This window comes from Microbacterium allomyrinae, assembly GCF_020682705.1.
In the GTDB taxonomy this organism is placed as follows: domain Bacteria; phylum Actinomycetota; class Actinomycetes; order Actinomycetales; family Microbacteriaceae; genus Microbacterium; species Microbacterium allomyrinae.
Genome location: NZ_JAGTTN010000003.1, coordinates 110,438 through 135,442 on the forward strand (window position 1 = coordinate 110,438; position 25,005 = coordinate 135,442).

Annotated in this window: 23 protein-coding genes; 15 read left to right on the forward strand and 8 right to left on the reverse strand. The window is 70.2% G+C overall.

Features of this window, described 5'->3' with window-relative positions:
* Positions 1–3: 3 nt before the first annotated feature.
* The 6 genes from KEC57_RS10285 to KEC57_RS10310 form a co-directional block, all read right to left on the reverse strand.
* Complete coding sequence (locus KEC57_RS10285) at positions 4–591, reverse strand: nucleotide exchange factor GrpE (protein ID WP_229384532.1); 588 nt, start codon at positions 589–591, stop codon at positions 4–6.
* A gap of 2 nt (positions 592–593) precedes the next feature.
* On the reverse strand, positions 594–2,462 hold the full coding sequence (dnaK, locus tag KEC57_RS10290; RefSeq protein ID WP_229384533.1) for a molecular chaperone DnaK: 1,869 nt from the start codon (positions 2,460–2,462) through the stop codon (positions 594–596).
* 177 nt (positions 2,463–2,639) lie between these two features.
* Positions 2,640–3,251, reverse strand: a complete 612-nt coding sequence (locus tag KEC57_RS10295; protein ID WP_229384534.1) for a hypothetical protein — start codon at positions 3,249–3,251, stop codon at positions 2,640–2,642.
* A gap of 243 nt (positions 3,252–3,494) precedes the next feature.
* Positions 3,495–4,145 carry a response regulator transcription factor gene (locus KEC57_RS10300; protein ID WP_229384535.1) on the reverse strand — a complete coding sequence of 217 codons (651 nt, stop codon included), beginning with the start codon at positions 4,143–4,145 and terminating at the stop codon, positions 3,495–3,497.
* Positions 4,130–5,884 (reverse strand): sensor histidine kinase, encoded by a 1,755-nt coding sequence (locus KEC57_RS10305; RefSeq protein WP_229384536.1) that lies wholly within the window; start codon positions 5,882–5,884, stop codon positions 4,130–4,132. Before KEC57_RS10305 ends, KEC57_RS10300 begins: the two co-directional genes overlap by 16 nt.
* Before the next feature lie 138 nt (positions 5,885–6,022).
* The gene (locus KEC57_RS10310) at positions 6,023–7,603 is read right to left on the reverse strand and encodes an MFS transporter (protein ID WP_229384537.1); all 1,581 of its coding nucleotides are present in this window, start codon (positions 7,601–7,603) and stop codon (positions 6,023–6,025) included.
* A gap of 180 nt (positions 7,604–7,783) precedes the next feature.
* Between KEC57_RS10310 and KEC57_RS10315 the strand changes: the two genes are divergently transcribed.
* Complete coding sequence (locus tag KEC57_RS10315; RefSeq protein ID WP_372457019.1) at positions 7,784–9,154, forward strand: MFS transporter; 1,371 nt, start codon at positions 7,784–7,786, stop codon at positions 9,152–9,154.
* Positions 9,155–9,457: 303 nt separating this feature from the next.
* Here KEC57_RS10315 and KEC57_RS10320 read toward each other — a convergent pair whose 3' ends face one another.
* Positions 9,458–10,039 carry a MarR family winged helix-turn-helix transcriptional regulator gene (locus KEC57_RS10320; protein WP_229384539.1) on the reverse strand — a complete coding sequence of 194 codons (582 nt, stop codon included), beginning with the start codon at positions 10,037–10,039 and terminating at the stop codon, positions 9,458–9,460.
* 120 nt (positions 10,040–10,159) lie between these two features.
* Between KEC57_RS10320 and KEC57_RS10325 the strand changes: the two genes are divergently transcribed.
* The 13 genes from KEC57_RS10325 (at position 10,160) to KEC57_RS10385 (ending at position 23,580) form a co-directional block, all read left to right on the forward strand.
* Entirely contained in the window at positions 10,160–11,002 is an 843-nt protein-coding gene (locus KEC57_RS10325; RefSeq protein WP_229384540.1) for a MarR family winged helix-turn-helix transcriptional regulator, read from the forward strand.
* A gap of 411 nt (positions 11,003–11,413) precedes the next feature.
* Entirely contained in the window at positions 11,414–12,115 is a 702-nt protein-coding gene (locus KEC57_RS10330; RefSeq protein WP_372457021.1) for a sirohydrochlorin chelatase, read from the forward strand.
* 167 nt (positions 12,116–12,282) lie between these two features.
* The gene (locus tag KEC57_RS10335; protein WP_308187592.1) at positions 12,283–14,037 is read left to right on the forward strand and encodes a nitrite/sulfite reductase; all 1,755 of its coding nucleotides are present in this window, start codon (positions 12,283–12,285) and stop codon (positions 14,035–14,037) included.
* Entirely contained in the window at positions 14,034–14,777 is a 744-nt protein-coding gene (locus KEC57_RS10340) for a phosphoadenylyl-sulfate reductase (RefSeq protein ID WP_229384542.1), read from the forward strand. Before KEC57_RS10335 ends, KEC57_RS10340 begins: the two co-directional genes overlap by 4 nt.
* A complete protein-coding gene (cysD, locus tag KEC57_RS10345) occupies positions 14,774–15,742 on the forward strand; it encodes a sulfate adenylyltransferase subunit CysD (RefSeq protein ID WP_229384543.1) in 969 nt (322 codons plus the stop codon). The genes KEC57_RS10340 and cysD overlap by 4 nt, the downstream gene beginning before the upstream one ends.
* Positions 15,742–17,109, forward strand: coding sequence for a sulfate adenylyltransferase subunit 1 (locus tag KEC57_RS10350; protein WP_229384544.1), 1,368 nt, complete (start codon positions 15,742–15,744; stop codon positions 17,107–17,109). Before cysD ends, KEC57_RS10350 begins: the two co-directional genes overlap by 1 nt.
* Before the next feature lie 59 nt (positions 17,110–17,168).
* The gene (locus tag KEC57_RS10355) at positions 17,169–18,248 is read left to right on the forward strand and encodes an ABC transporter substrate-binding protein (RefSeq protein ID WP_229384545.1); all 1,080 of its coding nucleotides are present in this window, start codon (positions 17,169–17,171) and stop codon (positions 18,246–18,248) included.
* Positions 18,249–18,251: 3 nt separating this feature from the next.
* Complete coding sequence (locus KEC57_RS10360) at positions 18,252–19,109, forward strand: ABC transporter ATP-binding protein (protein ID WP_229384546.1); 858 nt, start codon at positions 18,252–18,254, stop codon at positions 19,107–19,109.
* Positions 19,099–20,034 carry an ABC transporter permease gene (locus tag KEC57_RS10365; protein ID WP_229384547.1) on the forward strand — a complete coding sequence of 312 codons (936 nt, stop codon included), beginning with the start codon at positions 19,099–19,101 and terminating at the stop codon, positions 20,032–20,034. Before KEC57_RS10360 ends, KEC57_RS10365 begins: the two co-directional genes overlap by 11 nt.
* Entirely contained in the window at positions 20,031–20,837 is an 807-nt protein-coding gene (gene cobA, locus KEC57_RS10370; RefSeq protein ID WP_229384548.1) for a uroporphyrinogen-III C-methyltransferase, read from the forward strand. The genes KEC57_RS10365 and cobA overlap by 4 nt, the downstream gene beginning before the upstream one ends.
* A 49-nt stretch (positions 20,838–20,886) precedes the next feature.
* Positions 20,887–22,281: an FAD-dependent oxidoreductase gene (locus KEC57_RS10375; RefSeq protein WP_229384549.1), complete on the forward strand. Its 1,395-nt coding sequence runs from the start codon at positions 20,887–20,889 to the stop codon at positions 22,279–22,281.
* A complete protein-coding gene (gene fdxA, locus KEC57_RS10380) occupies positions 22,278–22,607 on the forward strand; it encodes a ferredoxin (RefSeq protein WP_229384550.1) in 330 nt (109 codons plus the stop codon). Before KEC57_RS10375 ends, fdxA begins: the two co-directional genes overlap by 4 nt.
* Positions 22,600–23,580 carry an NAD(P)/FAD-dependent oxidoreductase gene (locus KEC57_RS10385; RefSeq protein WP_229384551.1) on the forward strand — a complete coding sequence of 327 codons (981 nt, stop codon included), beginning with the start codon at positions 22,600–22,602 and terminating at the stop codon, positions 23,578–23,580. Before fdxA ends, KEC57_RS10385 begins: the two co-directional genes overlap by 8 nt.
* Before the next feature lie 174 nt (positions 23,581–23,754).
* Here KEC57_RS10385 and KEC57_RS10390 read toward each other — a convergent pair whose 3' ends face one another.
* Positions 23,755–24,420 carry a TetR/AcrR family transcriptional regulator gene (locus KEC57_RS10390; RefSeq protein WP_229384552.1) on the reverse strand — a complete coding sequence of 222 codons (666 nt, stop codon included), beginning with the start codon at positions 24,418–24,420 and terminating at the stop codon, positions 23,755–23,757.
* 48 nt (positions 24,421–24,468) lie between these two features.
* Here KEC57_RS10390 and KEC57_RS10395 point away from each other — a divergent pair, with 48 nt between their 5' ends.
* On the forward strand, positions 24,469–24,909 hold the full coding sequence (locus tag KEC57_RS10395; RefSeq protein ID WP_229384553.1) for an ester cyclase: 441 nt from the start codon (positions 24,469–24,471) through the stop codon (positions 24,907–24,909).
* The last annotated feature ends 96 nt before the right edge of the window (positions 24,910–25,005 follow it).

The window sequence follows — 25,005 nt, forward strand, 5'->3', positions numbered from 1 at the left end:
CGGTCAGTCGGTCGGTACTGCGACGACGACCTTCGCCGGACGGAGTTCGACCGCCCCGAGGCGGTACCCGATCTCGACGACCTCGAGGACCGTCTGAACGGTGACCCCCGGGGTCGGCGCCTGGAAGATCGCCTCGTGCTGCTGCGGGTCGAAAGGCTCGCCCGCCGTTCCGTACGTCGACAGTCCGATGCGCTCGGCGACGCCGCGCAGCTTCTCGGCGATCGCGGCGAAGGGCGTGCCCTCTTCGAGGTCGCCGTGCTTCTCGGCGCGGTCGAGGTCGTCGAGGACGGGCAGCAGCCCCTTGGCCACGGCGCCCTTCGCCCGCTCGATCTCGACCTCGCGCTGCTCTTCGGTGCGGCGACGGTAGTTCGCGTACTCGGCCTGCAGGCGCTTGAGGTCTATCAGCAGCGCCGACTCGAGGTCGGCGAGCACGGCGTCTTCGGCTGCGGCATCGGCGTTCTGGGCCGAACCCAGAATGTCGTCGACGGTGAGCTCCTCCTGCGGGTCGGGGTCGGAAGCCTGCGCTTCCGACCCCTCCTCGCCGAGGACCTCGTCTTCGCCGTTCGGCTGTTCGAAGTCCTTGTCTGTCATGGCTACTTCTTCTCGTCCTCGTCGTCGATGACCTCGGCGTCGACGACGTCCTCATCGGCGTTCGCCGACTCGGACTCGCCCGCCGGGGCGTCGGCCGCGGCATCCGGGGTCGCCTGGGAAGCCTGGCTCGACGCGTAGATCGCCTCGCCCAGCTTGCCCTGGCTCTGGTTGAGCTTGTCGAACGCGGCCTTCACGGCGTCGTCGTCCTCGCCCGCGAGCGCGGTCTTGAGTGCGTCGACGTCGCCCTGCACCTCGGACTTGACGTCCTCGGGCAGCTTGTCGTCGTTCTCCTTGATGAGCTTGTCGATCGAGTACGACAGCGTCTCGGCCTGGTTGCGCACCTCGGCCGACTCACGGCGCTTCTTGTCTTCGGCGGCGTGCTCCTCGGCCTCGCGCACCATGCGCTCGATGTCGTCCTTGGGCAGCGACGAGCCGCCGGTGATCGTCATCGACTGCTCCTTGCCGGTGCCCTTGTCCTTCGCCGAGACGTGGACGATGCCGTTCGCGTCGATGTCGAAGGTGACCTCGACCTGCGGGATGCCGCGCGGTGCCGGCGCGATGCCGGTCAGCTCGAACGTTCCCAGCGGCTTGTTGTCGCGGGTGAACTCGCGCTCGCCCTGGAAGACCTGGATCGCGACCGACGGCTGGTTGTCGTCGGCGGTCGTGAAGGTCTCGCTGCGCTTGGTCGGGATGGCGGTGTTGCGCTCGATGAGCTTCGTCATGATGCCGCCCTTGGTCTCGATGCCGAGGCTGAGGGGGGTCACGTCGATGAGGAGGACGTCCTTGCGCTCGCCCTTGAGGACACCGGCCTGCAGGGCTGCGCCCACGGCGACGACCTCATCGGGGTTGACGCCCTTGTTCGCCTCCTTGCCGGCTTCCTGCTTGACGAGCTCGCTCACGGCGGGCATGCGGGTGGAGCCGCCGACGAGCACGACGTGGTCGATGTCGCCGACCTTGATGCCGGCCTCGCGGATGACGTCCTCGAACGGCTTCTTGGTGCGGTCCAGGAGGTCCTTGGTGAGGTCCTCGAACTTGGCGCGCGTGATCGTCTCGCTGAGCGACACGGGGCCCGAGTCCGTCAGCGACAGGTAGGGCAGGTTCACGCTCGTCGAAGTCGACGAGGAGAGCTCCTTCTTCGCCTGCTCGGCTGCCTCCTTGAGGCGCTGCAGCGCGATCTTGTCGCCCGAGACGTCGACACCGGTGGTGTCCTTGAACTGCTTGATGAAGTAGTCGACGAGACGCTGGTCCCAGTCGTCGCCGCCGAGGCGGTTGTCGCCGGCGGTCGAGCGCACCTGGATGGTCGAGAAGTCGTCGTCCTTGCCCACTTCGAGCAGCGAGACGTCGAACGTTCCGCCACCGAGGTCGAAGACGAGGATGAGCTCATCTTCCTTGCCCTTGTCGAGGCCGTACGCGAGGGCAGCGGCCGTGGGCTCGTTGATGATGCGCAGGACGTTGAGGCCCGCGATCTCGCCGGCCTCTTTGGTGGCCTGGCGCTCGGCGTCGTTGAAGTATGCGGGGACGGTGATGACGGCATCCGTCACGGTGTCGCCCAGGTACTGCTCGGCGTCTCGCTTCAGCTTCTGCAGGATGCGGGCCGAGATCTCCTGCGGCGTCCACTTCTTGCCATCGACCTCGAAGGTCCAGTCGGTGCCGACGTGACGCTTGACCGACGAGACGGTGCGGTCGACGTTGGTGACGGCCTGGCGCTTGGCGGTCTCGCCGACGAGCACCTCGCCATCCTTGGTGAACGCGACGACCGACGGGGTCGTGCGGAAGCCCTCGGCGTTCGCGATGACCTTCGGCTCGCCGCCCTCGAGGACGCTCACGACCGAGTTGGTCGTACCGAGGTCGATTCCAACAGCACGTGCCATGTGTATCTCTCCTTCGTGTGGGCGAGGCGGGAGCCTCAGCCCTGGGTTTCTGGGAAAAAATCGCTCTGCGACCCGAATGTGAGTCGCGATGGCTCAACTCTACGCCGAGCCCTCGAATCCGTCAAATCAAACTTGATACGGCATGGCTCAACTTGTCGCCCGGCGGACGCGCGTGGGTCAGATCGAGTGCGCCAGCGTCTGCAGTCCGATGACGAGCAGGCCCAGCGCGACGAGGAGAGCCAGCGCGAGAAGCTGCTTGTACCAGGCGAGATCGGAGCGCCGCACCGCGAACCAGCCGATCACCGCGAGCGTCGCGATGTAGACGATCGACGCGGCCTGCAGCGACGCGTCGAGCGGCATGACCTCCAGCCATGCGAGCAGGAGCAGGATGCCGGGGGTCAGCAGCGTGCCGAGCGCGCCGCCGGCGATCCGGAGCGAGATCGCGAGGTCCCTCCCCCCGGGGAAGGTGCGGTGAACCGCCAGGTGGGAGATGACGTCCGAGACCAGTCCCGCAGCCGTGATGCCCAGCACGCCCAGCACCAGGGCGAAGAAGGCGTGATCGGCCTCGGCGTGCGCGGACGAGGCGACGACGAGCACGATCGCGAGCCCGGTGAACGTCGCGTACACGCGCTCTTTGAAGTACTGGACGATCGCGTTCTCGCCGCCCTCGAGCTGCTCGAGCTGCTCCCTCGCGCGATCGGATCGACGGCGGCCGCGTCGCGCGCGACCCGCGGACCCCGCTACGGCGGGAAGACGATCGGATGCTGTCTCTCCCGGTTCGTCGATCATGCCGGTCCTCTCGCGTGGCTGTCGCGAGCCTACGCCAGTGGTCGCAACGACGACGGCGGCGACCCCTTGCGAGGTCGCCGCCGCCGAATGCCGTGGAGCCCCAGTCTTCACGAACCGACCTCGTCGTGAGACGGATCAGTGGGCGATCTCCCAACGACCGGCCCGGTATCGAACCGTAGCGATCCGCGCCCCCGCTGTCACGCGTTCCGTGTCACTTGAGGACCTAGGTCCCCACGCGCGAGGTCAACTGCGGTTGAGATACCGGATGACCGCCAGCACGCGTCGGTGCGCGTCGGCATCGGGCGGAAGTCCCAGCGCGTCGTAGATGCGCGAGACGTGCTGGACGACGGCCTTCTCGGTGAGGAAGAGCTTCGCCGCGATGCTGGCGTTGCTGCGTCCCTCGGCGACGAGTGCGAGCACCTCCTGCTGTCGCGCCGTCAGCGCGCTCACGGCCGCCTCCGAGTGGCGGGCACGCCCGACCATGACGGCGACGACGTCGGGATCCAAGGCCGTGCCGCCGTGGGCGACCCTCTCGAGATCGTCGAGGAACGTTCCCACATCGGCGATGCGCTGCTTGAGCAGGTACCCCACCCAGCCCGTCCCTTCGGCCAGCAGATCCTTCGCATACCGGCGCTGCACATGCTGCGAGAGGACGACGACGGCGGTGCCCGGATGATCGCGGCGGATCCGCAGCGCCGCCGCGAGTCCTTCGTCGGTGTGCGTGGGCGGCATCCGGATGTCGGTCACCACGAGGTCCGGGCGCTCGCGGGCGACGGCATCCGTCATCTGCTCGGCGTCGCCGACGGCGGCGACCACATCGTGTCCGCCCTCCTGCAGCACCAGCTCGAGACCGCGTCGGATGAGGACCTCGTCCTCGGCTATGACGACACGCATGGCACCTCCGCCCACACCCGGGTGCCGCGGCCGGGTGGACTGTCGATCGAGATCCTGCCCCCGATCGCCTCCACCCGGTCGGCGAGACCTCGCAGTCCTGAACCCGCTTCCATGGATGCTCCCCCCACGCCGTCGTCGGCGACATCGAGACGCACGAAGTCGCCGCGCAGCGCCAGACGCACCGTCACCAGCGACGCCTCTGCGTGCTTGACGACGTTGGCGAGCGTCTCGGTCAGCACGAAGTACGTCGTGGCCTCGACCAGGTCGCCGAGCGTGCCGTCCGCCACGTCCGAGGCGAACTCGGTCGGGATCGGCATCCGGTCGGCGAGGTCCTCCGCGGCCGCGGCGAGACCCCGCTCGATCAGTGCCGCAGGCACGAGGTCGCGAACGAGCGTACGCACGTCCGCTGCCGCGGCATCGATGTCCAGTCGCAGCCTCGTCGCACGCTCCGCGACCGTGCGCGGCGCGGCGGTCGCGATCTGCTGCGCCTCGAGGGCGAGGAGCACGAGCTGCACCTGAAGGCCGTCGTGGAGGTCGCGTGCGATGCGTCGCCGCTCCCGATCGGCCGCCTCCACGATGCGTCCGCGGGAGCGCACCAGCGCGCGCTCGCTCGCGCGCAGCTCGGCCGTCAGCCGCTCCCGCTCGACCGCGATGGCCACGATGCGCCCGGCCGTCCGCACGAGCTCGGGATCCAGGAACGCCCCGTCGTACTCGATCGCCCCGATCCCGTGCCCGTCGAGCACGATCTCCTCCCACCCGCGGCCGGGGTCGGCCAGCACGTCGCGGGGCGTCGGGTGCCCCTGGGCGTCGAGCAGCTCGAGGTGGTCGGTGGCCCAGAAGCGCAGCCGCAGCGACGGGTCGCCGAGCGTGCGTGCGAGCGCCTCGGCGAGCGGCTGCTCCGACGTGTCGGCCGAGCCGAGCCATGTGCCGAGCTCCTCCAGCTCTCCCGTGCGGGCGAAGCCGCCGCGCAGGATGCCGAAGGCGAACGCGATCGGCACCCCCGCGAGCGCGGCGAACTGGAGCAGCCCCCGCACCGACGGGTCGACCTGGAAGACGCGGTCGAGTGCGATCGCGATGAGCGGCATGAACAGCACAGTGAAGATGCCGTACGAGAACAGCGGGATGAGCACGCGGCGATGCGCGGCATCCGCCCGGCGCAGGCGCCCCCACAGCACCCCGGCGGTCACGACCATCAGAATCGTCGCGATCACCGTCTGCAGCAGTTCGAAGACCTCGACGACCACGGGCAGATCCGCGATGGCGAACGGCGGATAGGGACCCTCCGGGTCGAAGAGGTAGCCCGGCGCCTGCAGCACGAGCGAGAGCGCATAGAGCCAGATCACGAGCATCCGCGACGTCCGATCGGGCAGCTGCCCCGTCGGGAACGCGAGCAGCAGGTGCACCACGGCCGGCAGGGCGAGCGTCGCGCAGATCGCCCCGATCGCGACGAAGACCGGCACTCCGGTGTTCGCGATCCCCCCGACGTACACGGCGACGCCGGCCACGAGGATGAGCGAGCCCATCCCGTTGCTCGGACGCCGCTTCCACGCGAGGAGTCCCGAGACGACGTAGACGACGAAGATGAGCGGAAGGGCCAGCAGCACCATCGCCCCGGGCTCGTCGAGAGGCAGCAGCCCGATCTCTGTGATCGTGAGCAGGGCGGCCAGCAGCACCACCATCCCGAGCGCACGGTCGAGCGATCGTGAGAGCGCGGAGCGCACACGCAGGACGGCGGGCATCGGGCCTCTCCGGGACGGGGTCCTCTCATTGTGCCCGCGCGCGACGGCACCGCACGACGACCCAGGTCGCCAGTGGGTCGAACGACGCGCGGACATGCCGCGCCCCGGCCACGTCGGATGCGGCGGCGCGGGGGCGGGTCAGCCCAGCGTCATGTCGGCACCCGAGGATGCTTTCGGGTCCGGCAGCCGGCGCATCCGGAACCCGTTCAGGACGCCGAGGAGTCCGGCGATGATGGGCACGAGCAGCGCGATCTGCAGCGCGAACGGACGCGCCTCGGTGTTGATGCGGATGACCTCGGCCGAAGCCTCGGGTGATTCGTCGAGGAGGAGTTCCTCCAGTCCCGTGTTCGACATCAGCTGGGCGTCCTCTTCGAGCACCGTGGAGACCTGCTGCTGCTGGTCGGCTGTCAGCACGGACGAGGACGCAGCGAGCGAGGTGAACGTCGCGGCGAGGGTGGCGAGCATGATCGCGCCGGCGAACGCCAGCCCGAACGACAGCCCGAACGAGCCCGCCGCGGAGTTGACCCCGGCCGCCTCGCTCACGCGTTCATCGGTGATGGGCGACAGCGTGAAGTTGTTGAGCTGCGAGACGAGCAGGCCCAGGCCCGACCCGCTGATGATCAGCGGCACCGTGAGGTACCAGCCCGAATCGGCGATCGGCACGATCGGCACGATGATCACGAGCCCGACGACCGTGAGGACGAAGCCCCAGAGGATGAGATCGGCGGGGCGCCCCTTGGCACGCCGTCCCGCCAGCAGCGCGACGGCGAACATGCTCAGCGACAGCGGCGCGATCGACAGGCCCGCCATCAGCGCGTTGTACTCGAGCACCATCTGCAGGTACAGCGGCAGCACGATCATCGTTCCGCCCAGCGCGATCTGCTGGAGCAGCTGTCCGCTCACACCCGTGCGGAACGGCTTCGAGGCGAAGAGTGCAGGATCCAGCAGCGTCGGCTTCGATGCGCGCTTGCGTGCGCGCAGCCAGAACGCCAGCCCGCCCAGCGCCGCGACGCCGAGCCCGATGAGCAGGGCGACGTAGCCGCCGCCCTCCTGCCACACGAGGATGCCCAGCACGACCCCGCCCATGCCGACCACCGACAGCGCGGCGCCGACGAGATCGATGGATCGGTCCCCCGTGAAGGCGACGTCCTTGACCAGGGGAAGACCGATCAGCACGACGGCGATGATCACCGCTTCGAGGAGGAATCCCACACGCCACGACAGGAAGGTGGTGATGAAGCCGCCCAGGAGCGGCCCGACCGCCGCCGCGATGGCCGCCGACGCACCGACCAGTGCGTACACCCGCTTCTGGTAGTCGCCCGCGAAGTTCCCGTGGATGAGCGACTGCATGGCGGGCAGCAGCAGGGATGCCCCGATCCCGCCGATCACCGCCCAGAAGACGATCACCGCGGTGAGGTCGTTCGCGAGCGTCATCGCGATCGCGCCGACCGCATAGCCGAGCAGCCCGAGGGTGTACGCGCGCTTGCGGCCGATGAGATCGCCGGTCTTGCCGCCGATGAGGATGAACGCGGCCGACACGAGCGCCTCGAGCGCGATCGCACCCTGCACGCCGCTCGCCGTCGTGCCCAGATCCTGCACCACCGCCGAGATCGAGACGTTCATCAGGGACGTGTCGACGACGAGGACGAACATCGCCATGGCGAGGAGAATCGCGAGGCGCCTGTTGAAAACCACGGGAGTGCCCGGGTCGGCTGTCATGATCGAATGAAAGCAGAGCGGAGCGTTCCGGCGCTACAGGCGCGCACGGACCGCGTTGCCGGCCGTCACACCGGCGGGGTGCGCAGCGGTGGATCCGGGTAGCCTGGCGGGGCGCCGCGACGAAGCGGCGCGCGCGGCGGCGGAACCCGCCGTTCACCGAAGGGCCATAGCGTGACCGACATGAGTTCGCCCGAGCCTCGCACGCCTCCCGCCGTCCCGGATTTCGCCGGAGTGACGCCGACAGACGCGATGGCCGCCGCCATCGGCGCGGAGGGCCCGGCGCGCACGAGCACGCGCGCCGTCGTGGCGTGGGGCCTGTGGGACTGGGGCTCGGCCGCCTTCAACGCGGTGGTCACCACCTTCGTCTTCACCGTGTACCTGACGAGCTCGAGCTTCGGCGAGTCCGGCACGGTCGAGGCGCAACTCGGCTGGGCGCTCGCCGGCGCCGGCCTGCTCATCGCGCTGCTCGCCCCGGTCACCGGCCAGCGCTCCGACACCTCGGGGCGGCGCAAGCTCTGGCTCGCGGTAAACACCTACATCGTGGTCGCGATGACGGCCGCGATGGTGTTCGTCGTCCCCGAGCCGTCTTACCTGTGGCTCGGCCTGTTCCTCGTGGCTGCCGGCAACATCTTCTTCGAGTTCGCCGGCGTCAACTACAACGCGATGCTCTCGCAGGTCTCGACGCCGCGCTCGATCGGGCGGGTGAGCGGTTTCGGCTGGGGCATGGGATACGTCGGCGGCATCGTGCTGCTGCTCATCGTCTACTTCGGCTTCATCCAGGGCCTGTTCGGCGTTCCCGACGAGGACGGCTGGCCGGTGCGGCTGGCGATGGTGGTCTCCGCGATCTGGTTCGGGCTGTTCGCCCTGCCCGTGCTGTTCATCGTCCCCGAGTACCGCGGCAGCGGCGCCCGGCGCGAGCGGGTCGGCTTCTTCGCCTCGTACCGGCGGCTCGGCAAGGACATCGCACGCCTGTGGCGGGAGAGCCGCCACACCGTATGGTTCCTGCTCGCCAGCGCGGTGTTCCGCGACGGGCTGGCGGGCGTCTTCACCTTCGGCGGCGTGCTGGCGGCATCCGTCTTCGGCTTCTCGGCCGGCGAGGTGATCATCTTCGCGATCGCGGCGAACGTGGTCGCGGGCGTCTCGACCATCGCGGTCGGCGCGCTCGACGACAAGCTCGGCGCGAAGCCCGTCATCGTCGCGGCGCTGATCGGCCTCGTGATCTCGGGCCTGCTCGTCTTCTTCTTCCACGACGGCGGTCAGATCGTGTTCTGGACGGCGGGCCTGGCGCTGTGCCTCTTCGTCGGACCGGCGCAGTCCGCGTCGCGCACGTTCCTCGCGCGGATCATCCCGCCCGGACGGGAAGGCGAGGTCTTCGGCCTGTACGCGACGACCGGTCGCGCGGTGTCATTCCTCGCGCCGACGATGTTCGCGCTCTTCGTGGCGATCTCGGGCGAGGCGTACTACGGCATCCTCGGCATCGTGCTCGTGCTGCTGGCAGGGCTCCTCCTGCTTCTCCCGGTGCGCTCGGCACCCGACAAGCTGACGCGCTGACGCCGACGCCCCGCGGCGGCAGTGACGGCCGCAGAGCCACCCGCACCCGGTCGCTCCACGCGCGGATCCCGACACTATGCGGCAACCGGACCCGGCGACAACGACCCAACGGCCGCGGCTGCCGCCGCTGAATTTGCCGCATCCGGTCGCTTCACGCGCGGTTCGCGACACTATGCGGCAACCGGACCCGGCGACAACGACCCAACGGCCGCGGTTGCCAGCCGCTGAGTTTGCCGCATCCGGTCGCTTCACGCGCGGATCCCGACACTATGCGGCAACCGGACCCTGAGGGCGGCGACGCGGTCAGGCCTGCGGCCAGGAGTCGGCGAGCTTGGTCAGCAACCGGGCGAGTTCGGCACGCTCGGTGTCGCTGAACGGTGCAAGGGCTGAATCGATCGCGTCGCGTCGCTCGCCACGGAATCCGCGCACGAGTCGCGCACCGGTGTCGGTGAGCGCGACGCGCGTGCGGCGCGCGTCATCGGGGTCCGCTTCGCGGCGCACGAGGTCGAGCTCGACGGACTGCTGCACGAGGCGCGACGCGCGGGGCTGATCGACCCCCACGGCCTCGGCGATCTCGCCGACCGAGAGCGGGTGGGATGCCGCGGCGAGCGCCTCGAGCAATCGCATGCGCGCGGGACCGCCGATGCGCCCGGCACCGAGCCACGGCGGGGCGCCGTGGCCGCGGCCCCACCCGCCGGCGCCGTGCGAGCCGGCGTGCGGGCCGCCGTGTCCCCAGTCGGGAGGACCGGCGTGCGCGCCGCCGTTGGACCTGCCTCCGTGCGGGCCCGAGCCGTCGGACCACGGGGGTCGCGGCATCCGTCGTCCTCTCAGTCGCGCGAGGGCTGCGGCGATGGCGTCGGCGGGGTCTTCGGGCGCGGAGGGCATGCATTCAATTTACATGCGACTTGACATGGACTCGGATTGCATGTCACACTGCATATACATGCTCTTAGACATGCAACACCCGCGGCGACCGAACCGGTCGCCCCTCGAAAGGACTTCCCGATGAACAACGAGAACATCGACAACACAGACAACACCGACCCTCGACCCGCCGATCAGCGGCCGCTCAGCTACTGGCTGCGCACCGTCGACGGCCTCCTCACCCGCGAGTTCGCGTCGGCGCTCGAGCGCGAGGGCATCACCCCGCGCGACTGGATGCTGCTCAACCTGCTCTCCTCCGACGTCGACGCGCCCGGCGTCAGCGAGCGTCTCGCCCGCAAGGGCAAGCGCCTGCGCGGACTCGAGGACCGTGGCTGGGCCGAGCAGAAGGGCGACGGCACCTGGGCACTGACCGACACCGGTCGCGCCGAGAAGGAGCGCATCGCCGAGATCGTCGACGCGATCCGCACCCGGATGATCGCCGCGGTCGGCGACGACGCGTTCGCGAGCACCGTGGCCTCGCTCGAGACCATCGCCCGCGAACTCGGCTGGGACGAGAGCGACCCGCGATCCGGCTTCGGCTTCGGCTTCGGCGGCTTCCCGGGAGGTCCCGGCGGCCGTGGACGAGGGTTCGGCGGCTTCCGCGGACCGTGGCCGTTCCGGCCCGAGATCCACGACGGCTTCGGCCCCAACCGCCACCACGGCTTCGGCCCCGGCCGTCCGGGACGACCCGGGACGACGGATGACGCGCCGCGCGATCGCGACAACGCCTTCGACGACGGATGCCGCGGCCCCCGCCCCCAGGGTGACTACGGTCACGGCGGTCGCGGGCACGGCGGATACGGCCACGGCGGTTACGGCCACGATCGCGGCGGTCGCGGCCGCGGCGGTCGGCACGCGCAGCACGCCTTCGAGCGTGGATTCGACGCCGGGTTCACTCGCGGCCGCGAGTCCGGTGCCGCCTGACGCCTCCGCCACCGCCACCGCTACCGCACCCGCCCCGGGGCGCTTCGCGCACCTCGGGGCGGGGCATTCCCGTCCCAGGGTGACTGTTCCGCCCCGGGGCGGATCGCGCGCCGGCGCGCGGCATCCGCCCGTGATTTCACCACCCCGGGGCGCATCGTGCACGCCGGCGCGAGGCATCCGCCCGGGATCTCACCACCCCGGGGCGCATCGCGCGCCGGGCGGCAGACCTTCCGCCAGACGACCTACCGCACCCGCCCCGGGGCGCTTCGCGCACCTCGGGGCGGGATATTCCCGTCCCAGGGTGACTGATCCGCCCCGGGGCGGGATCGCACCAGAGGTGACCAGAGGCGGGCGTCCAGGCGCGGCGTCTCCGCGCCCCACGTAACACCCGCGCCATATAAGGCGAGCAGAATGGGCGGGGTGACGAAGCCTGCACTCCTTGCGATCTCCCACGGCACCGCCTCGGCGGAGGGCCAGAATGCCGTCGCGGCGCTGGTCGCGGCGGTCGCCGCGCGGCTGCCCGACGTGACCGTGCGTCTCGGGCACGTGGATGTTCAGCAGCCGGATGTCGCGGCATCCCTCGATGCACTTCCCGACGAGCAGCCGATCGTGATCGTGCCGCTGCTGCTGTCGGCGGGTTATCACGTGCGCATCGACCTGGCCGAACAGACGGCCGGGCGAGAGGGCGTCACGATCGCCCCGGCACTGGGCCCCGACCCCCGCCTCGTGGATGCGCTGCTCGAGCGCCTCGCGCCGTTGCGGCCGGCGGACGCGGATGCCGTCGTCCTCGCGGTCGCCGGCTCGAGCGATGACCGCGCAAACGACGACTGCCGCGCCATCGGCACCATGCTCGGCGAGCGCCTCGGTCGAGAGGTCACGGTCGGCTTCCTCGCGGCGGCCGAACCTCGCCTCGACGCCGCGGTCATCGAGGCGTCCCGGGGCGGCGCCCCTGTCGTGGTCGCGGACTACCTGCTCGCTCCGGGGTACTTCCACAACCTCGCGGTGCGGCTCGCCGATCCGGCGCCGGTCGCCCGTCCGCTGCTCGATGACGACGAGCCGGCGGCATCCCTGGTCGAGCTCGTGGTGGAGCGATACCTCGACGCGCGGGCATAGCCGGACCGCGTCCATAAATCGCGCATCCCGCAACTGTGTGACGCCCCGTTACGTCGGTTAACGTCACTTGACGTTCGGATAGGTCATAGGCCCGGTCGCTCATAGATTCACGGAATGGACTCGATAGAGTCCGCCCTGGGGACGCCCGGGGTCATCCGGAGGCCACCGTGACCATCAGCGACACCGAACCGCGCCCCGCGCCGCGCCCCGAAGGCGGCGCGCCCCGAGCGCACGGCGCGACCGCGCGACCGCCGCGCCCATCGTCCAAGCCCAACGGGCAGTGGAAGATCGACGGCACGACACCGCTCAACGGCAACGAGGAGTGGAAGCAGGTCGACAACGGCCTGAGCGTGCGCGGGCGCATCGAGAACATCTACTCGAAGGGCGGGTTCGCGTCGATCGACCCGACCGACCTGCACGGCCGGTTCCGCGTGTGGGGTCTGTACACCCAGCGCAAGCCGGGCATCGACGGCGGCCGCACCGCGACGCTGACGCCCGAAGAACTCGAGGACGAGTACTTCATGCTGCGGGTCCGCATCGACGGCGGCCAGCTCACGACCGAGCAGCTGCGCGTCATCGCCGGCATCTCGACCGACTTCGCCCGCGACACGGCCGACATCACCGACCGGCAGAACATCCAGCTGCACTGGATCCGCGTCGAGGACGTGCCCGAGATCTGGCGCCGCCTCGAAGCCGTGGGCCTGGGCACCACCGAGGCGTGCGGCGATGTGCCGCGCGTGATCCTCGGCTCCCCCGTCGCGGGAATCGCCGCCGACGAGCTCATCGACCCGACGCCGCAGATCGACGAGATCACCGCACGCTTCCTCGGCGATGAGACGCTCGCGAACCTCCCGCGCAAGTTCAAGTCGGCGATCACCGGCCACCCCAGCCAGGACGTCGTCCACGAGATCAACGACATCGCGTTCGTCGCCGTCGAGCATCCCGAACTCGGTGTCGGGTACGACCTGTGGGTGGGCGGCGCGCTGTCGACCACTCCGCGCCTCGGCGAGCGCCTGGGCACGTTCGTCCGCCCGGATCAGGTGGCGGATGTCTGGCACGGCGTCACGCAGATCTTCCGCGACTACGGCTACCGGCGGCTGCGCAACAAGGCGCGGCTGAAGTTCCTGCTCGCCGAGTGGGGCACCGAGAAGTTCCGGCAGGTGCTGCAGGACGAGTACCTCGGCTTCGCGCTGCCCGACGGCCCCGCCGCCCCCAAGCCGAAGTCGCAGGGCGACCACGTGGGCGTGCACCGGCAGAAGGACGGCCGCTTCTTCATCGGCGTCACGCCGATCGTGGGCAGGGTCTCGGGCCCGACTCTGGCCAAGCTCGCCGACGCGCTCGAGGCGCACGGCTCGACGCGCCTGCGCACGACCCCCCACCAGAAGCTCGTCGTCCTCGACGTGCCCGAAGAGAACGTCGAGCCGCTCATCGCGGTGCTCGACGGACTCGGGCTCCAGGCGCGTCCCAGCCTGCTGCGCCGCGGCACGATCGCGTGCACCGGCATCGAGTTCTGCAAGCTCGCGATCGTCGAGACCAAGGTCAACGCGACGGCGGCCGTGCTCGACCTCGAAGAGCGCCTCGCGCAGTTCGAGCTCCCGCACCCGATCTCGCTGCACGTGAACGGGTGCCCCAACTCGTGCGCCCGCATCCAGACCGCCGACATCGGCCTCAAGGGTCAGCTCGTGATGATCGACGGCGAGCAGGTGCCCGGCTATCAGGTGCACCTCGGCGGAGGGCTCACCAACGCGGACCGCGACGAGGCGGGCCTGGGTCGCACCGTCCGCGGGCTCAAGGTCGCCGCCGACGGCATCGCCGACTACACCGAGCGGGTGGTCAAGCGGTTCCTCGCCGACCGCGACGTCGCCGCCGACGAGACGTTCGCGCAGTGGGCTCACCGCGCCGACGAGGAGGCACTGCAATGACCGTGTCGCTCGCCCCTCGTGTCACCGCCAAGCGCACGCACGACGAACTGCGCGCCCTCGCCGAGCAGGGCAATATCGAGCTGGGCAGCCTCACCGATCACGAAGCGTCCCCCGCCGAGGTCGTCGCGTGGGTCGCCCGCAACTTCGGGGCGGATGCCGCGGCCGTCGCCTGCTCGATGGCCGACGCTGCTCTGCCCCACCTCGTCGCCGAGCATCTGCCCGGCGTCGACGTGCTGTTCCTCGACACCGGCTATCACTTCGCCGAGACCAGATTCACTCGCGACGAGGTCGGACGCGTGCTGGACGTCCGGATCGTCGACGTGCTGCCCGAGCAGACGGTCGCCGAGCAGGACGCCGAGTTCGGTGCGAAGCTGCACGACCGCGACCCCGCGCTGTGCTGCGAACGTCGCAAGGTCGGCCCCCTCAAGGACGCGCTGGGCGGCTACGAGCTGTGGTTCACCGGAGTGCGCCGCGACGAGGCGCCCACCCGGACGAACACGCCGCTGGTGGCGTGGGACGAGCGCAACGGCCTGGTGAAGGTCAACCCGCTCGCCTCGTGGACCTTCGACGACCTGCTCGACTACGCCGGCGCCCACCAGGTGCCGGTGAACCTCCTGGTCTCCAACGGCTACCCCTCGATCGGATGCGAACCGTGCACCAAGCCGGTCGCCCCCGGCGAAGACCCCCGATCCGGCCGCTGGGCCGGGCTCTCGAAGACGGAATGCGGGCTCCACACATGACTCTCGATCTCGATACGGCTCGTTCCTCGCCTACTCGATCGGCGGAGCCGACGGCTCTTGCCGAGGGGAGCACCGCCCTCTCGACCCTCGACCTCCTCGAGGCCGAGGCGATCCACGTGATCCGCGAGGTGGTCGCGGAGTTCGAGCGCCCCGTGCTGCTGTTCTCCGGCGGCAAGGACTCGGTCGTCGTGCTGCATCTGGCGACCAAGGCGTTCGCCCCCGGCAAGGTGCCGTTCCCCGTGCTGCACGTCGACACCGGCCACAACTTCCCCGAGGTCCTCGCCTTCCGCGACGCGACCGTCGAGCGCCTCGGCATCCGTCTCGAGGTCGCGAAGGTGCAGGACTACATCGACGACGGCCGTCTCGCCGAGCGCGCCGACGGCACCCGCAACCCGCTGCAGACGCTGCCCCTTCTCGACGCGATCGCCGCCGGTCGCCACGACGCCGTGTTCGGGGGTGCGCGCCGCGACGAAGACAAGGCCCGCGCCAAGGAGCGCATCATCTCGCTCCGCGACGAGTTCGGCCAGTGGGACCCCCGCAACCAGCGCCCGGAGCTGTGGAGCCTCTACAACGGCCGCCACACTCCCGGGCAGCATGTGCGCGCGTTCCCGATCTCGAACTGGACCGAGCTCGACGTCTGGAGCTACATCCAGCGCGAGGGCATCCCGCTCCCCTCGCTGTACTTCGCGCACGAGCGCGAGGTCTACTCGCGCGACGGCATGTGGCGCCCGGTCGGCGAGTTCTCGCCGCCGCGCGAGAACGAGACCGTCGAGGTGCGCACCGTCCGATACCGGACGGTGGGCGACATGAGCTGCACCGGAGCGGTCGAGTCGGATGCCGCGGACCTCGCGTCGATCGTCGCCGAGGTCGCCGTCTCCACCATCACCGAGCGCGGTGCGACCCGCGCCGATGACCGCCTGAGCGAAGCGGCCATGGAAGACCGCAAGAAGGACGGGTACTTCTGATGACTCTGGATCTCGATTCTGCTCTCCCCTCGCCCGCCTCACGCCGCGGGGGAACGACGGATGCCGTCGGCTCGGGCACGCTGTTCCGCTTCGCGACGGCCGGTTCGGTCGACGACGGAAAGTCGACGCTCGTCGGCCGGCTGCTGCACGACTCCAAGGCGATCCTCGCCGACCAGCTCGAGCAGGTCGCGCGCACCTCGGCAGACCGCGGATTCGCGCACGGCGAATTCGACTTCGCGCTGCTCACCGACGGCCTGCGCGCCGAACGCGAGCAGGGCATCACGATCGACGTCGCCTACCGGTACTTCACGACGGGTGCGCGATCGTTCATCCTCGCCGACTGCCCGGGCCACGTGCAGTACACGCGCAACATGGTCACCGGCGCCACGACCGCCGACGCGGTGGTCGTGCTCGTCGACGGTCGCAAGGGTGTGCTCGAGCAGACCAAACGGCACCTCGCCGTGGTCGCGCTGCTGCGCGTGCCGCACGTGATCGTCGCGGTGAACAAGATCGACCTGATCGGCTTCTCGCAGGATGCCTTCGCCGACGTCTCGGCGCAGGCCGAGGCGGTGGCCGCTGAGCTCGGCATCGAGGATCTGCACGTCATCCCGGTGTCTGCGCTCGAAGGCGACAACATCGTCGAGCGATCGCCGCGCACCCCCTGGTACGAGGGCCCGGCACTGCTCGAGCTGCTCGAGACCCTGCCGGGGGCGGACCAGATCGAGCAGGAGCTCGAACCGCTGCGACTGCCGGTGCAGCTGGTGCTGCGACCCCAGGGCGGTCTCGCTCCCGACCTCGCGGCGGACCCCGAGGCCACCGAGCGCCTGCGCGACTATCGCGCTGTCGCCGGACGCATCTCGAGCGGCGTCGTCCGGGTCGGCGACCCGGTGGAGATCTTCCCGTCGGGCATCGCGACCACGGTCACCGGCATCCGCTCGGCCGGCGTCGAGGTCGACAGCGCCATCGCCCCGCAGTCGGTGTCGCTGGAGTTCGCCCATGACCTCGACACCGCGCGCGGCGCGCTCGTCGTCTCGGCGGGTTCGCTTCCGACCGGGCGCCGCGAGTTCGATGCCGAGCTGTTCCAGCTCGACGCGCGGGCGCTGACCCCCGGCATCCGGGTGCTCGTGAAGCACGGCACGGCCACCGTGCAGGCGATCGTGGCGCAGATCGAGTCGCGCTACGACCTCGACACGCTGACCCACGAGCCGGCGCAGACGCTCGAGACCAACGACATCGGCCGCGTGCGCGTTCGACTGGCGGCCGACCTTCCGCTCGAGCCGTACCGCTCGAGCCGCCACGGGGGCTCGTTCCTCGTCATCCATCCGTCCGACGGCGCGACTCTCGCCGCCGGCATCGCGCGCGACTGATCCGTCGCGCGCACACCACCACCATCACCCGAGAAATGCCTACTGAAGGAGGCGACACAGTGAACAACATCCGCACCGCGACGACGATCACCACCCTGGGACTCGTGGCAGTCATGATGGCCGGCTGCGCCTCCGCCACGGCTGATCCCGGGGCGTCCTCGAGCGCGTCCGAAGCCCCCTCGGTCACCGAGGTGCGTCTGGGGTACTTCGCGAACGTCACCCACGCCCCGGCGCTCGTCGGGCTCGAAGAGGGCCTCTTCCAAGACGCGCTCGGCGACGTCGAGGTCACCACCCAGGTGTTCAACGCCGGACCCGCCGCGATCGAGGCTCTCTCGGCCGGCGCGATCGACGCCACGTACATCGGGCCGAATCCGTCGATCAACACGTTCATCCAGTCCGCGGGCGAGTCCGCGCGGATCGTGGCGGGCGCGGCGACCGGCGGTGCGGCACTCGTGGTGCGAGACGGGATCGACGACCCCGCCGACCTCGAGGGCACGACGCTCGCCTCACCGCAGCTGGGCAACACGCAGGACGTGTCGCTGCGCGTCTGGCTCGCGGGCGAGGGCTACGAGACCGACACGTCGGGCGGCGGCGACGTGCAGATCACTCCGACCGAGAACGCGCAGACGCTGACGCTGTTCCAGGACGGCGCGATCGACGGCGCCTGGCTCCCCGAGCCCTGGGTGTCGCGTCTCATCCTCGACGCGGGCGCGCACGTGCTCGTCGACGAGGCGGACCTGTGGGAGGACGGCGAGTTCCCGACGACGGTGCTGCTGGTGCGCAAGGAGTTCCTCGACGAGCATCCGGATGTCGTCGCCGATCTGCTCGAAGGCCACCAGGCCGCCGTGCAGTGGATCGCCGACAACCCCGACGAGGCGCCGGCCGTCATCAACGGCGCGATCGAGGCCGAGACCGGCAAGCCGCTCGACGACGCCGTCATCGAGCGCGCGCTCGAGCACGTGACGTTCTCGGTCGACCCGCACGCCGACACGTTCGAGACTCTCGTGGCGAACGGCATCGAGGCGGGCACGCAGAAGGAGGGCTCGATCGAGGGTCTGTTCGACCTGCGCCTGCTCAACGAGATCCTCGAGGCCGACGGCGACGAGCCGGTCTCGGCTGCAGGACTGGGTGAGGACTGAACCATGACGTCCGCTCCCGCACCCGCTTCCGGTGCCGCTCAGGCGGCACCGGTGGCGGGTGCGCCCCACCTGCTCGGGCCGAGCTTCGACAGCGTCACGCCGGTGCGGCAGCCCGCTCCCGCTCCGGCGCCCGCGGTTCGCATCGACCGCGTCTCCAAGCGGTTCGGCGCAGGACCCGTGGTGCTCGACGACGTCTCGCTCGACATCGCACCCGGTGAGTTCGTGTGCCTGCTCGGCGCATCGGGCTGCGGAAAGTCCACGCTCCTGAACCTCATCGCGGGCCTGGACCGCCCGACCGCGGGGCGGATCGACACCCCCGCCGAGGGTTCGGCCGTCATGTTCCAGGAGTCGGCGCTCATGCCATGGCTCACCGCGCGCCGCAACGTCGAGCTCGCGCTGCGCCTGCGCGGGGTGCCCCGCGGCGAGCGACGCGAGAAGGCGCTGACCCTGCTCGAGGCCGTGAATCTGACGGATGCCGCAGAGAAGCGCCCCCACGAGCTGTCGGGGGGAATGCGCCAGCGCGTCGCACTCGCGCGCGCCCTCGCCCAGGACCGCCCGGTGCTCCTCATGGACGAGCCGTTCGCAGCACTCGACGCGATCACGCGCGACCTCCTGCACGAAGAGCTCGAGCGCGTATGGCGCTCAACCGGGCGCACCATCGTCTTCGTCACGCACAACGTGCGCGAAGCCGCGCGGCTCGGCCAGCGCGTGGTGCTGATGGGCAGCCGTCCCGGGCGCATCGTCCAGGAGTGGACCATCGCCAAGACGACCGGGCGGCGCATCGAGTCGCCCGAGGTCGCGGCCCTCTCGGTGGAGATCACCGACCAGCTGCGGAAGGAGATCCGCCGCAATGCCGCATGAAACCGTGATCGACGACACCCCGAACCTCCAGACCGCGAAGGGCGCGGCATCCGCTCACTCCGACGATCTGCGCAGCCTCGAAGCGGGGCTCGATCGTCTGCAGACCGACGCGACCGCCGAGCCCAGCCGCTGGCGCCGGATCGCGGACAGCGTGGTGCCTCCGATCGTGTTCGTGCTGCTGCTGATCGTCGCGTGGCAGCTCTACATCGTGATCGCCCAGCCGCGCCCCGACAAGGTGCCCAGCCCCCTCGACGTGTGGTCCGCTCTCGGCCTGGCGTGGGAGAGCGGACGACTTCAGGAAGCCGTCGCGACGAGCCTCGAGCGCGGCGTGGTCGGCTTCCTCATCGCGATCGTCGTCGGCACCCCGATCGGACTGCTGCTGGCCGAGGTGCGCCCGATCCGCCGCGCCGTGGGCCCGATCATCTCGGGCCTGCAGGTGCTGCCGTCCGTCGCCTGGGTGCCCGCTGCCATCATCTGGTTCGGCCTGTCGGACGCCACCGTCTACTTCGTGATCCTCATGGGCGCGATCCCCTCGATCGTGAACGGCCTCATCGCCGGCATCGACCAGGTGCCGCCGCAGCTGCGGCGCGTGGGCACGGTGCTCGGGGCCACGCGCTGGCAGCTCGCCACCGCGGTCATCCTGCCCGCCGCGCTGCCGGGCTACCTCGCCGGCCTCAAGCAGGGCTGGGCGTTCTCGTGGCGCTCGCTCATGGCGGCCGAGATCATCGCGACCGGTGGCACGATCGGCTTCGGGCTCGGATCGATGCTGCAGCAGTCGCGCGAACTCGCCGACCTCGCCGGAGTGCTCGCCACGATCATTCTCATCCTCGTGATCGGCATCCTGATCGAACTCGTCTTCTTCGGCCCGCTGGAGCGGCGCATGCTGAAGCGCCGCGGGCTGCTCGTCACGGCAGGTGCCCGATGACCGCGCCCGCTGCCGCCGGCAAGGTGTGGCTCGTCGGGGCCGGCCCCGGCGACCCGGACCTGCTCACCGTCAAGGGGCTGCGCGCACTCGAGCGCGCCGACGTCATCGTCGCCGATCGCCTCGGAGCTCGCGCGGTGCTGGACGGCCTCGCCGCGGACGGCGTGACGCTGCGCGCCGAGATCGTCGACGTCGGCAAGCTCCCGGGCCACCACGCCGTGCCGCAGGATGCGATCAACGCACTTCTCGTGCAGCTCGCGCGCGACGGGAGGACCGTCGTCCGGCTGAAGGGCGGCGACCCGTACATCTTCGGGCGCGGCGGCGAAGAGCTCGCCGCGTGCCACGAGGCCGGGGTCGATGTCGAGGTCGTGCCGGGCATCACCAGCGCCATCTCGGTGCCCGCGATCGCCGGCATCCCGCTCACCCACCGGGGTGTCGCGACGGCGTTCACCGTCGCCACGGGACACGACCAGATCCGTGCTCTCGCCGGCGGCCGCGACCACACCGTCGTGCTGCTGATGGGCGTCGGCACGCTCGCGAACTCGGCGATCACCCTCGCCCGCGGCGCACGCGGCCTGGACTGCCCGGTGGCGATCGTGGAGGATGGATACGGAACCCGCCAGCGCGTCACGGTCGGCACACTCGCGACGATCGCCTCTCAGGCAGCAGCGCGGCAGGTCCGCTCTCCCGCCGTCGTCGTCGTCGGCGATGTCGTGCGCCTGAGCCCGTACGCTCCGGCCGACCTCGCCGCGCTCGACCTGACCGGATACGACCCGCTCGTCGTCGAACGCCCGCACAACGTCTGATCCGCGGCCGCGCCGCCCTGTCTCCCCCTCACCGAAAGAGCCTTCCGCTGTGACCTCCTCGAACCTCCAGAACCTCCGCGTCGCGATCGTGGGCGCCGGCCCCGCCGGCATCTACGCCGGCAACATCCTCACCAACACGGTGCAGGCGGCCGGCGGCACGGTCGCGATCGACCTCTTCGAGTCGCTGCCCTCGCCCTACGGCCTCATCCGGTACGGCGTCGCGCCCGACCACCCGCGCATCAAGGGCATCGTGAACTCGCTCCACGAGATGCTGGATGCCGGCACCACCCGTTTCATCGGCAATGTCGAGGTCGGCCGCGACATCGCGATCGATGAGCTGCAGGAGCGCTACGACGCGGTGATCCTCGCGACCGGCGCCATCCGCGACGTCGCACTCGACATCCCCGGCATCGACCTGGCCGGCTCGTACGGCGCCGCGGACTTCGTGGCCTGGTTCGACGGGCACCCCGACGTGCCCACCGAGTGGCCGCTCGACCAGCGCGAGGTCGCCGTCATCGGCAACGGCAACGTCGCACTCGACGTCGCCCGCATGCTCGCCAAGCACGCCGTCGATCTCCGCCCCACCGAGATCGCCGACAATGTGCTGGCAGGGCTCGAGGCATCCGCGGTCACCGACGTGCACGTCTTCGGCCGTCGTGGTCCCGCCGACATCAAGTTCACGCCGATCGAGCTGCGCGAACTCGGCGAGGTGCCGAACGTCGACATCGTCGTCCACGATGAGGACTTCGCCCACCTCGAGGGCGTGACGCCCGCGAACAACCAGCTCAAGGTCATGCTCCGCATCCTCGAGAGCTGGCGCACGCGTGAGTCGAGCGGGGCATCCCGCCGCCTCCACCTGCACTTCTACCACTCGCCCGTCGAGGTGCTCGGGTCGGACCGCGTCGAGGGTCTCCGCTTCGAGCGCACCGAGCCCACCGGCGAGGGCAGCGCCGTACGCGGCACCGGCGAGTTCCGCGAGATCCCGGTGCAGCAGATCTACCGCGCGGTCGGCTACTACGGCACGCCCGTCGTCGACGCCCCGTTCGACGAGAAGGCCGGCGTGGTTCCGAACGTCGAGGGACGCGTGACGGCGGCCGCGGGCGACGAGGATGCTGCGACGATCGCGGGCCTCTACGCGACCGGCTGGATCAAGCGCGGCCCGGTGGGACTGATCGGCCACACCAAGTCCGATGCGATGGAGACCATCGCCCACCTCGTGTCCGACATCGAGGCGGGCGCGCTCTCGTCGCCGACGGTGGACGGCGACGTGCTGGATGTGCTGGACGAGCGCGACGTCGCGTACACGACGTGGGACGGATGGCTCGCCCTCGACGCGCACGAGCGCGAACTGGGCGAGACGCACCTGCACACGCGCGAGCGCGTCAAGGTCGTGCCCCGTGACGAGCAGGTCTCGATCTCGCGTGCCGGGACGCTCGTTCCGTGACCTATGTGATCGCGCTCCCGTGCGTCGATGTGAAGGACCGCGCCTGCATCGACGAGTGCCCGGTCGACTGCATCTACGAGGGTGAGCGATCGCTCTACATCCACCCGGACGAGTGCGTCGACTGCGGAGCCTGCGAACCGGTGTGCCCGGTCGAGGCGATCTACTACGAGGACGACCTGCCCGACGAATGGCAGGACTACTACAAGGCCAACGTCGAGTTCTTCGACGACATCGGCTCGCCCGGCGGCGCCGCCAAGTCCGGAGTCTTCGCGAAGGATCACCCGGTGATCGCCGCGCTGCCTCCTCAGGGAGACGGTCATGACTGACACTGCAGCCACCCCTGTCGCAGTGGCGACCTCGTCGACCGAGGTCGATGTCGTCATCATCGGCGGCGGGCCTGCGGGCCTGTCGGCAGCGCTCAACCTGGGGCGCGCCCGCGCCTCGGTCGTGCTGGTCGACGCGGGGCGTCCTCGCAACGCCGCCACGCTGCGCTCGCACGGTTTCCTGACCCGCGACGGCATCCCGCCGCTGGAGCTGCGCAAGCTCGCCCGCGCCGAAGTCGCCGCCTACCCGAACGTCCGCGTGTTCGATCGCACCGTGGCGACCGCGCTGCTGCCGACCGGGTCGGGCGACGGCTTGCGCTTCATCGCGGCGCTGCAGGGCCGCGGCGCCGGCATCCCTTCCGCCGTCTCCGCCCGCTCCGTCCTCATCGCGACGGGACTGCGCGAGACGCTCCCCGACATCCCGAGCCTGCGTGCGTACTACGGCATGACCGTGTTCAGCTGCGCTGCGTGCGACGCGTGGGAACTGCAGGATCGTCCGCTCGCCCTGATCGGCGAGACTCCCGACCTGGGCTCGCGCGCCCGCCTCATCGCACGGTGGACGGACCGCCTCACGGTCTTCACGAATGGCGCCGATGTCATCGACACGGTCGAAGAGGCCGAACTCGCGGCATCCGGGATCGTCGTCGAACGCCAGTGCATCGACGACCTCGAAGGCGAACGCGGCACGGTGTCCGCCGTGCGCCTGGCCGATGGCACCCGCGTCGAGATCGAGGGCGGCTTCGTGCGGCCCCAGTGGCACCCCGCGCTCGATTTCGTGAACGGCCTCGAAGTCGAGCGCGACGAGTTCGGCAACCTCGTCGCCGACCGCTCCGGGCGGACGTCCGTTCCCGGGCTGTACGCCGCGGGGGATGCCGCATCTCCCGGTCCGCAGCAGCTCATCGTGGCCGCGGGCCAGGGTGCACGTGCCGCAGCGGTGCTCGTGCACGACCTCATCGGCGTGCGCACCGCGCACTGATCTTCGCGGCCGGCATCCGCTCGTCGAGGGTCGCGGGCACTGACCGGCGGGCCGAGATCCGCTCGCCCTCTCGTCCGGATCATGTGCTCTGACCGAGCGCACATGATGCGCGCGCGAGCGACGTGGGTTCTCGGTGAGACCACATGATGCGGACGACGATGGGCCTGGGCGGTTCTATGGATGAGCCGGGTCGGGGACAGCGGAAGCGCTCATGAGCTGGTGCACGAGGGCGTCAGCGAGCCAGGATTCGAACCGCGCCGGTGTCCAGCCGGCATCGACGACGAGCGCCCCGTACACTCCCACAGCGGCGAACGCGCGGAACATGGACTGCGCCTCGGCGAGCGGCACCGACAGCTCCGGCTCGACGGACGAGATCATCTGGTCCATCACGCGGTTGCGGCCGCGCAGCTTCGCCGCGAGCAGCTCCCGGGTCTCGGCATCCTCGTCGACGGCGGCATCCAGAACACGGGCGACGTCGAAGTCCGTCGAGTAGAGGGTGGTGAGCCACCCCGCCGATCGGCGGAGCCGTTCGACGGGGTCGACCGTGTCGAGCACTTCCCGTGCCAGTTCGCGGGCTCCGGCGCGCTCGAGCCAGCGTTCGCAGATCACGGAGAGGATCTCGCGCTTCGCGCCGAACACGGCATAGACGGTGCGGGTGCCGACACCGGCCTCGCGCGCGATGCCTTCCATGGCGGTGGCGCTGTATCCGTCACGGGCGAACAACCGCTGCGCGGCATCGGCGATGCGGACGCGAGTGGCATCTGCCTGCTCTTGCCGATATGTCGAACGCGGGGTCTTGACGCTGTCGATCACAACGTCCACACTAGTGACTGCAGTCACTGCATAGATACTGCATTCAATGCATCACTAATGCACCAGGAGGTGTTCATGTTCGAAACCGACTCGACGTCGACGGCAGCGATGGTCGTCGAACGGATGCTCCATGAGGGCTTCGCGGCGGGGAATCCCGACATCGTCGACGAGCTGTGCGCACCCGACCTGATCGAGCACCAGTTCGGCCTGGCAGGCGTCGGCGGCGCGGCGATCGAGAAGGTCAAGCGCGGCATCGCGACCGTGCATGGCGCGTTCCCCGACCTCCGCTTCACGGTCGCCGACATCGTCGAGCGCGGCGACACCGTCTGGATCCGCGCCGAGGCCACCGGAACGCACACGGGCCCGTTTCTGGGGCCGCCGACCGGCAAGACGGTGACGTTCACCGTCATCGACGTCGCGACCGTCCGCGAAGGCCGGATCGTCGAGCACTGGGGCGTTCCCGACCGGTTCGCCATCCTCGCTCAGACCGGGCAGCTCGAGCGTCTCGCGCACTGAGGGCGCCGGCATCCGCTCGCCCTCTCGTCCGGATCATGTGCTCTGACCGAGCGCACACGATGCGCGCGCGAGCGACGTGGGTTCTCGGTGAGAGCA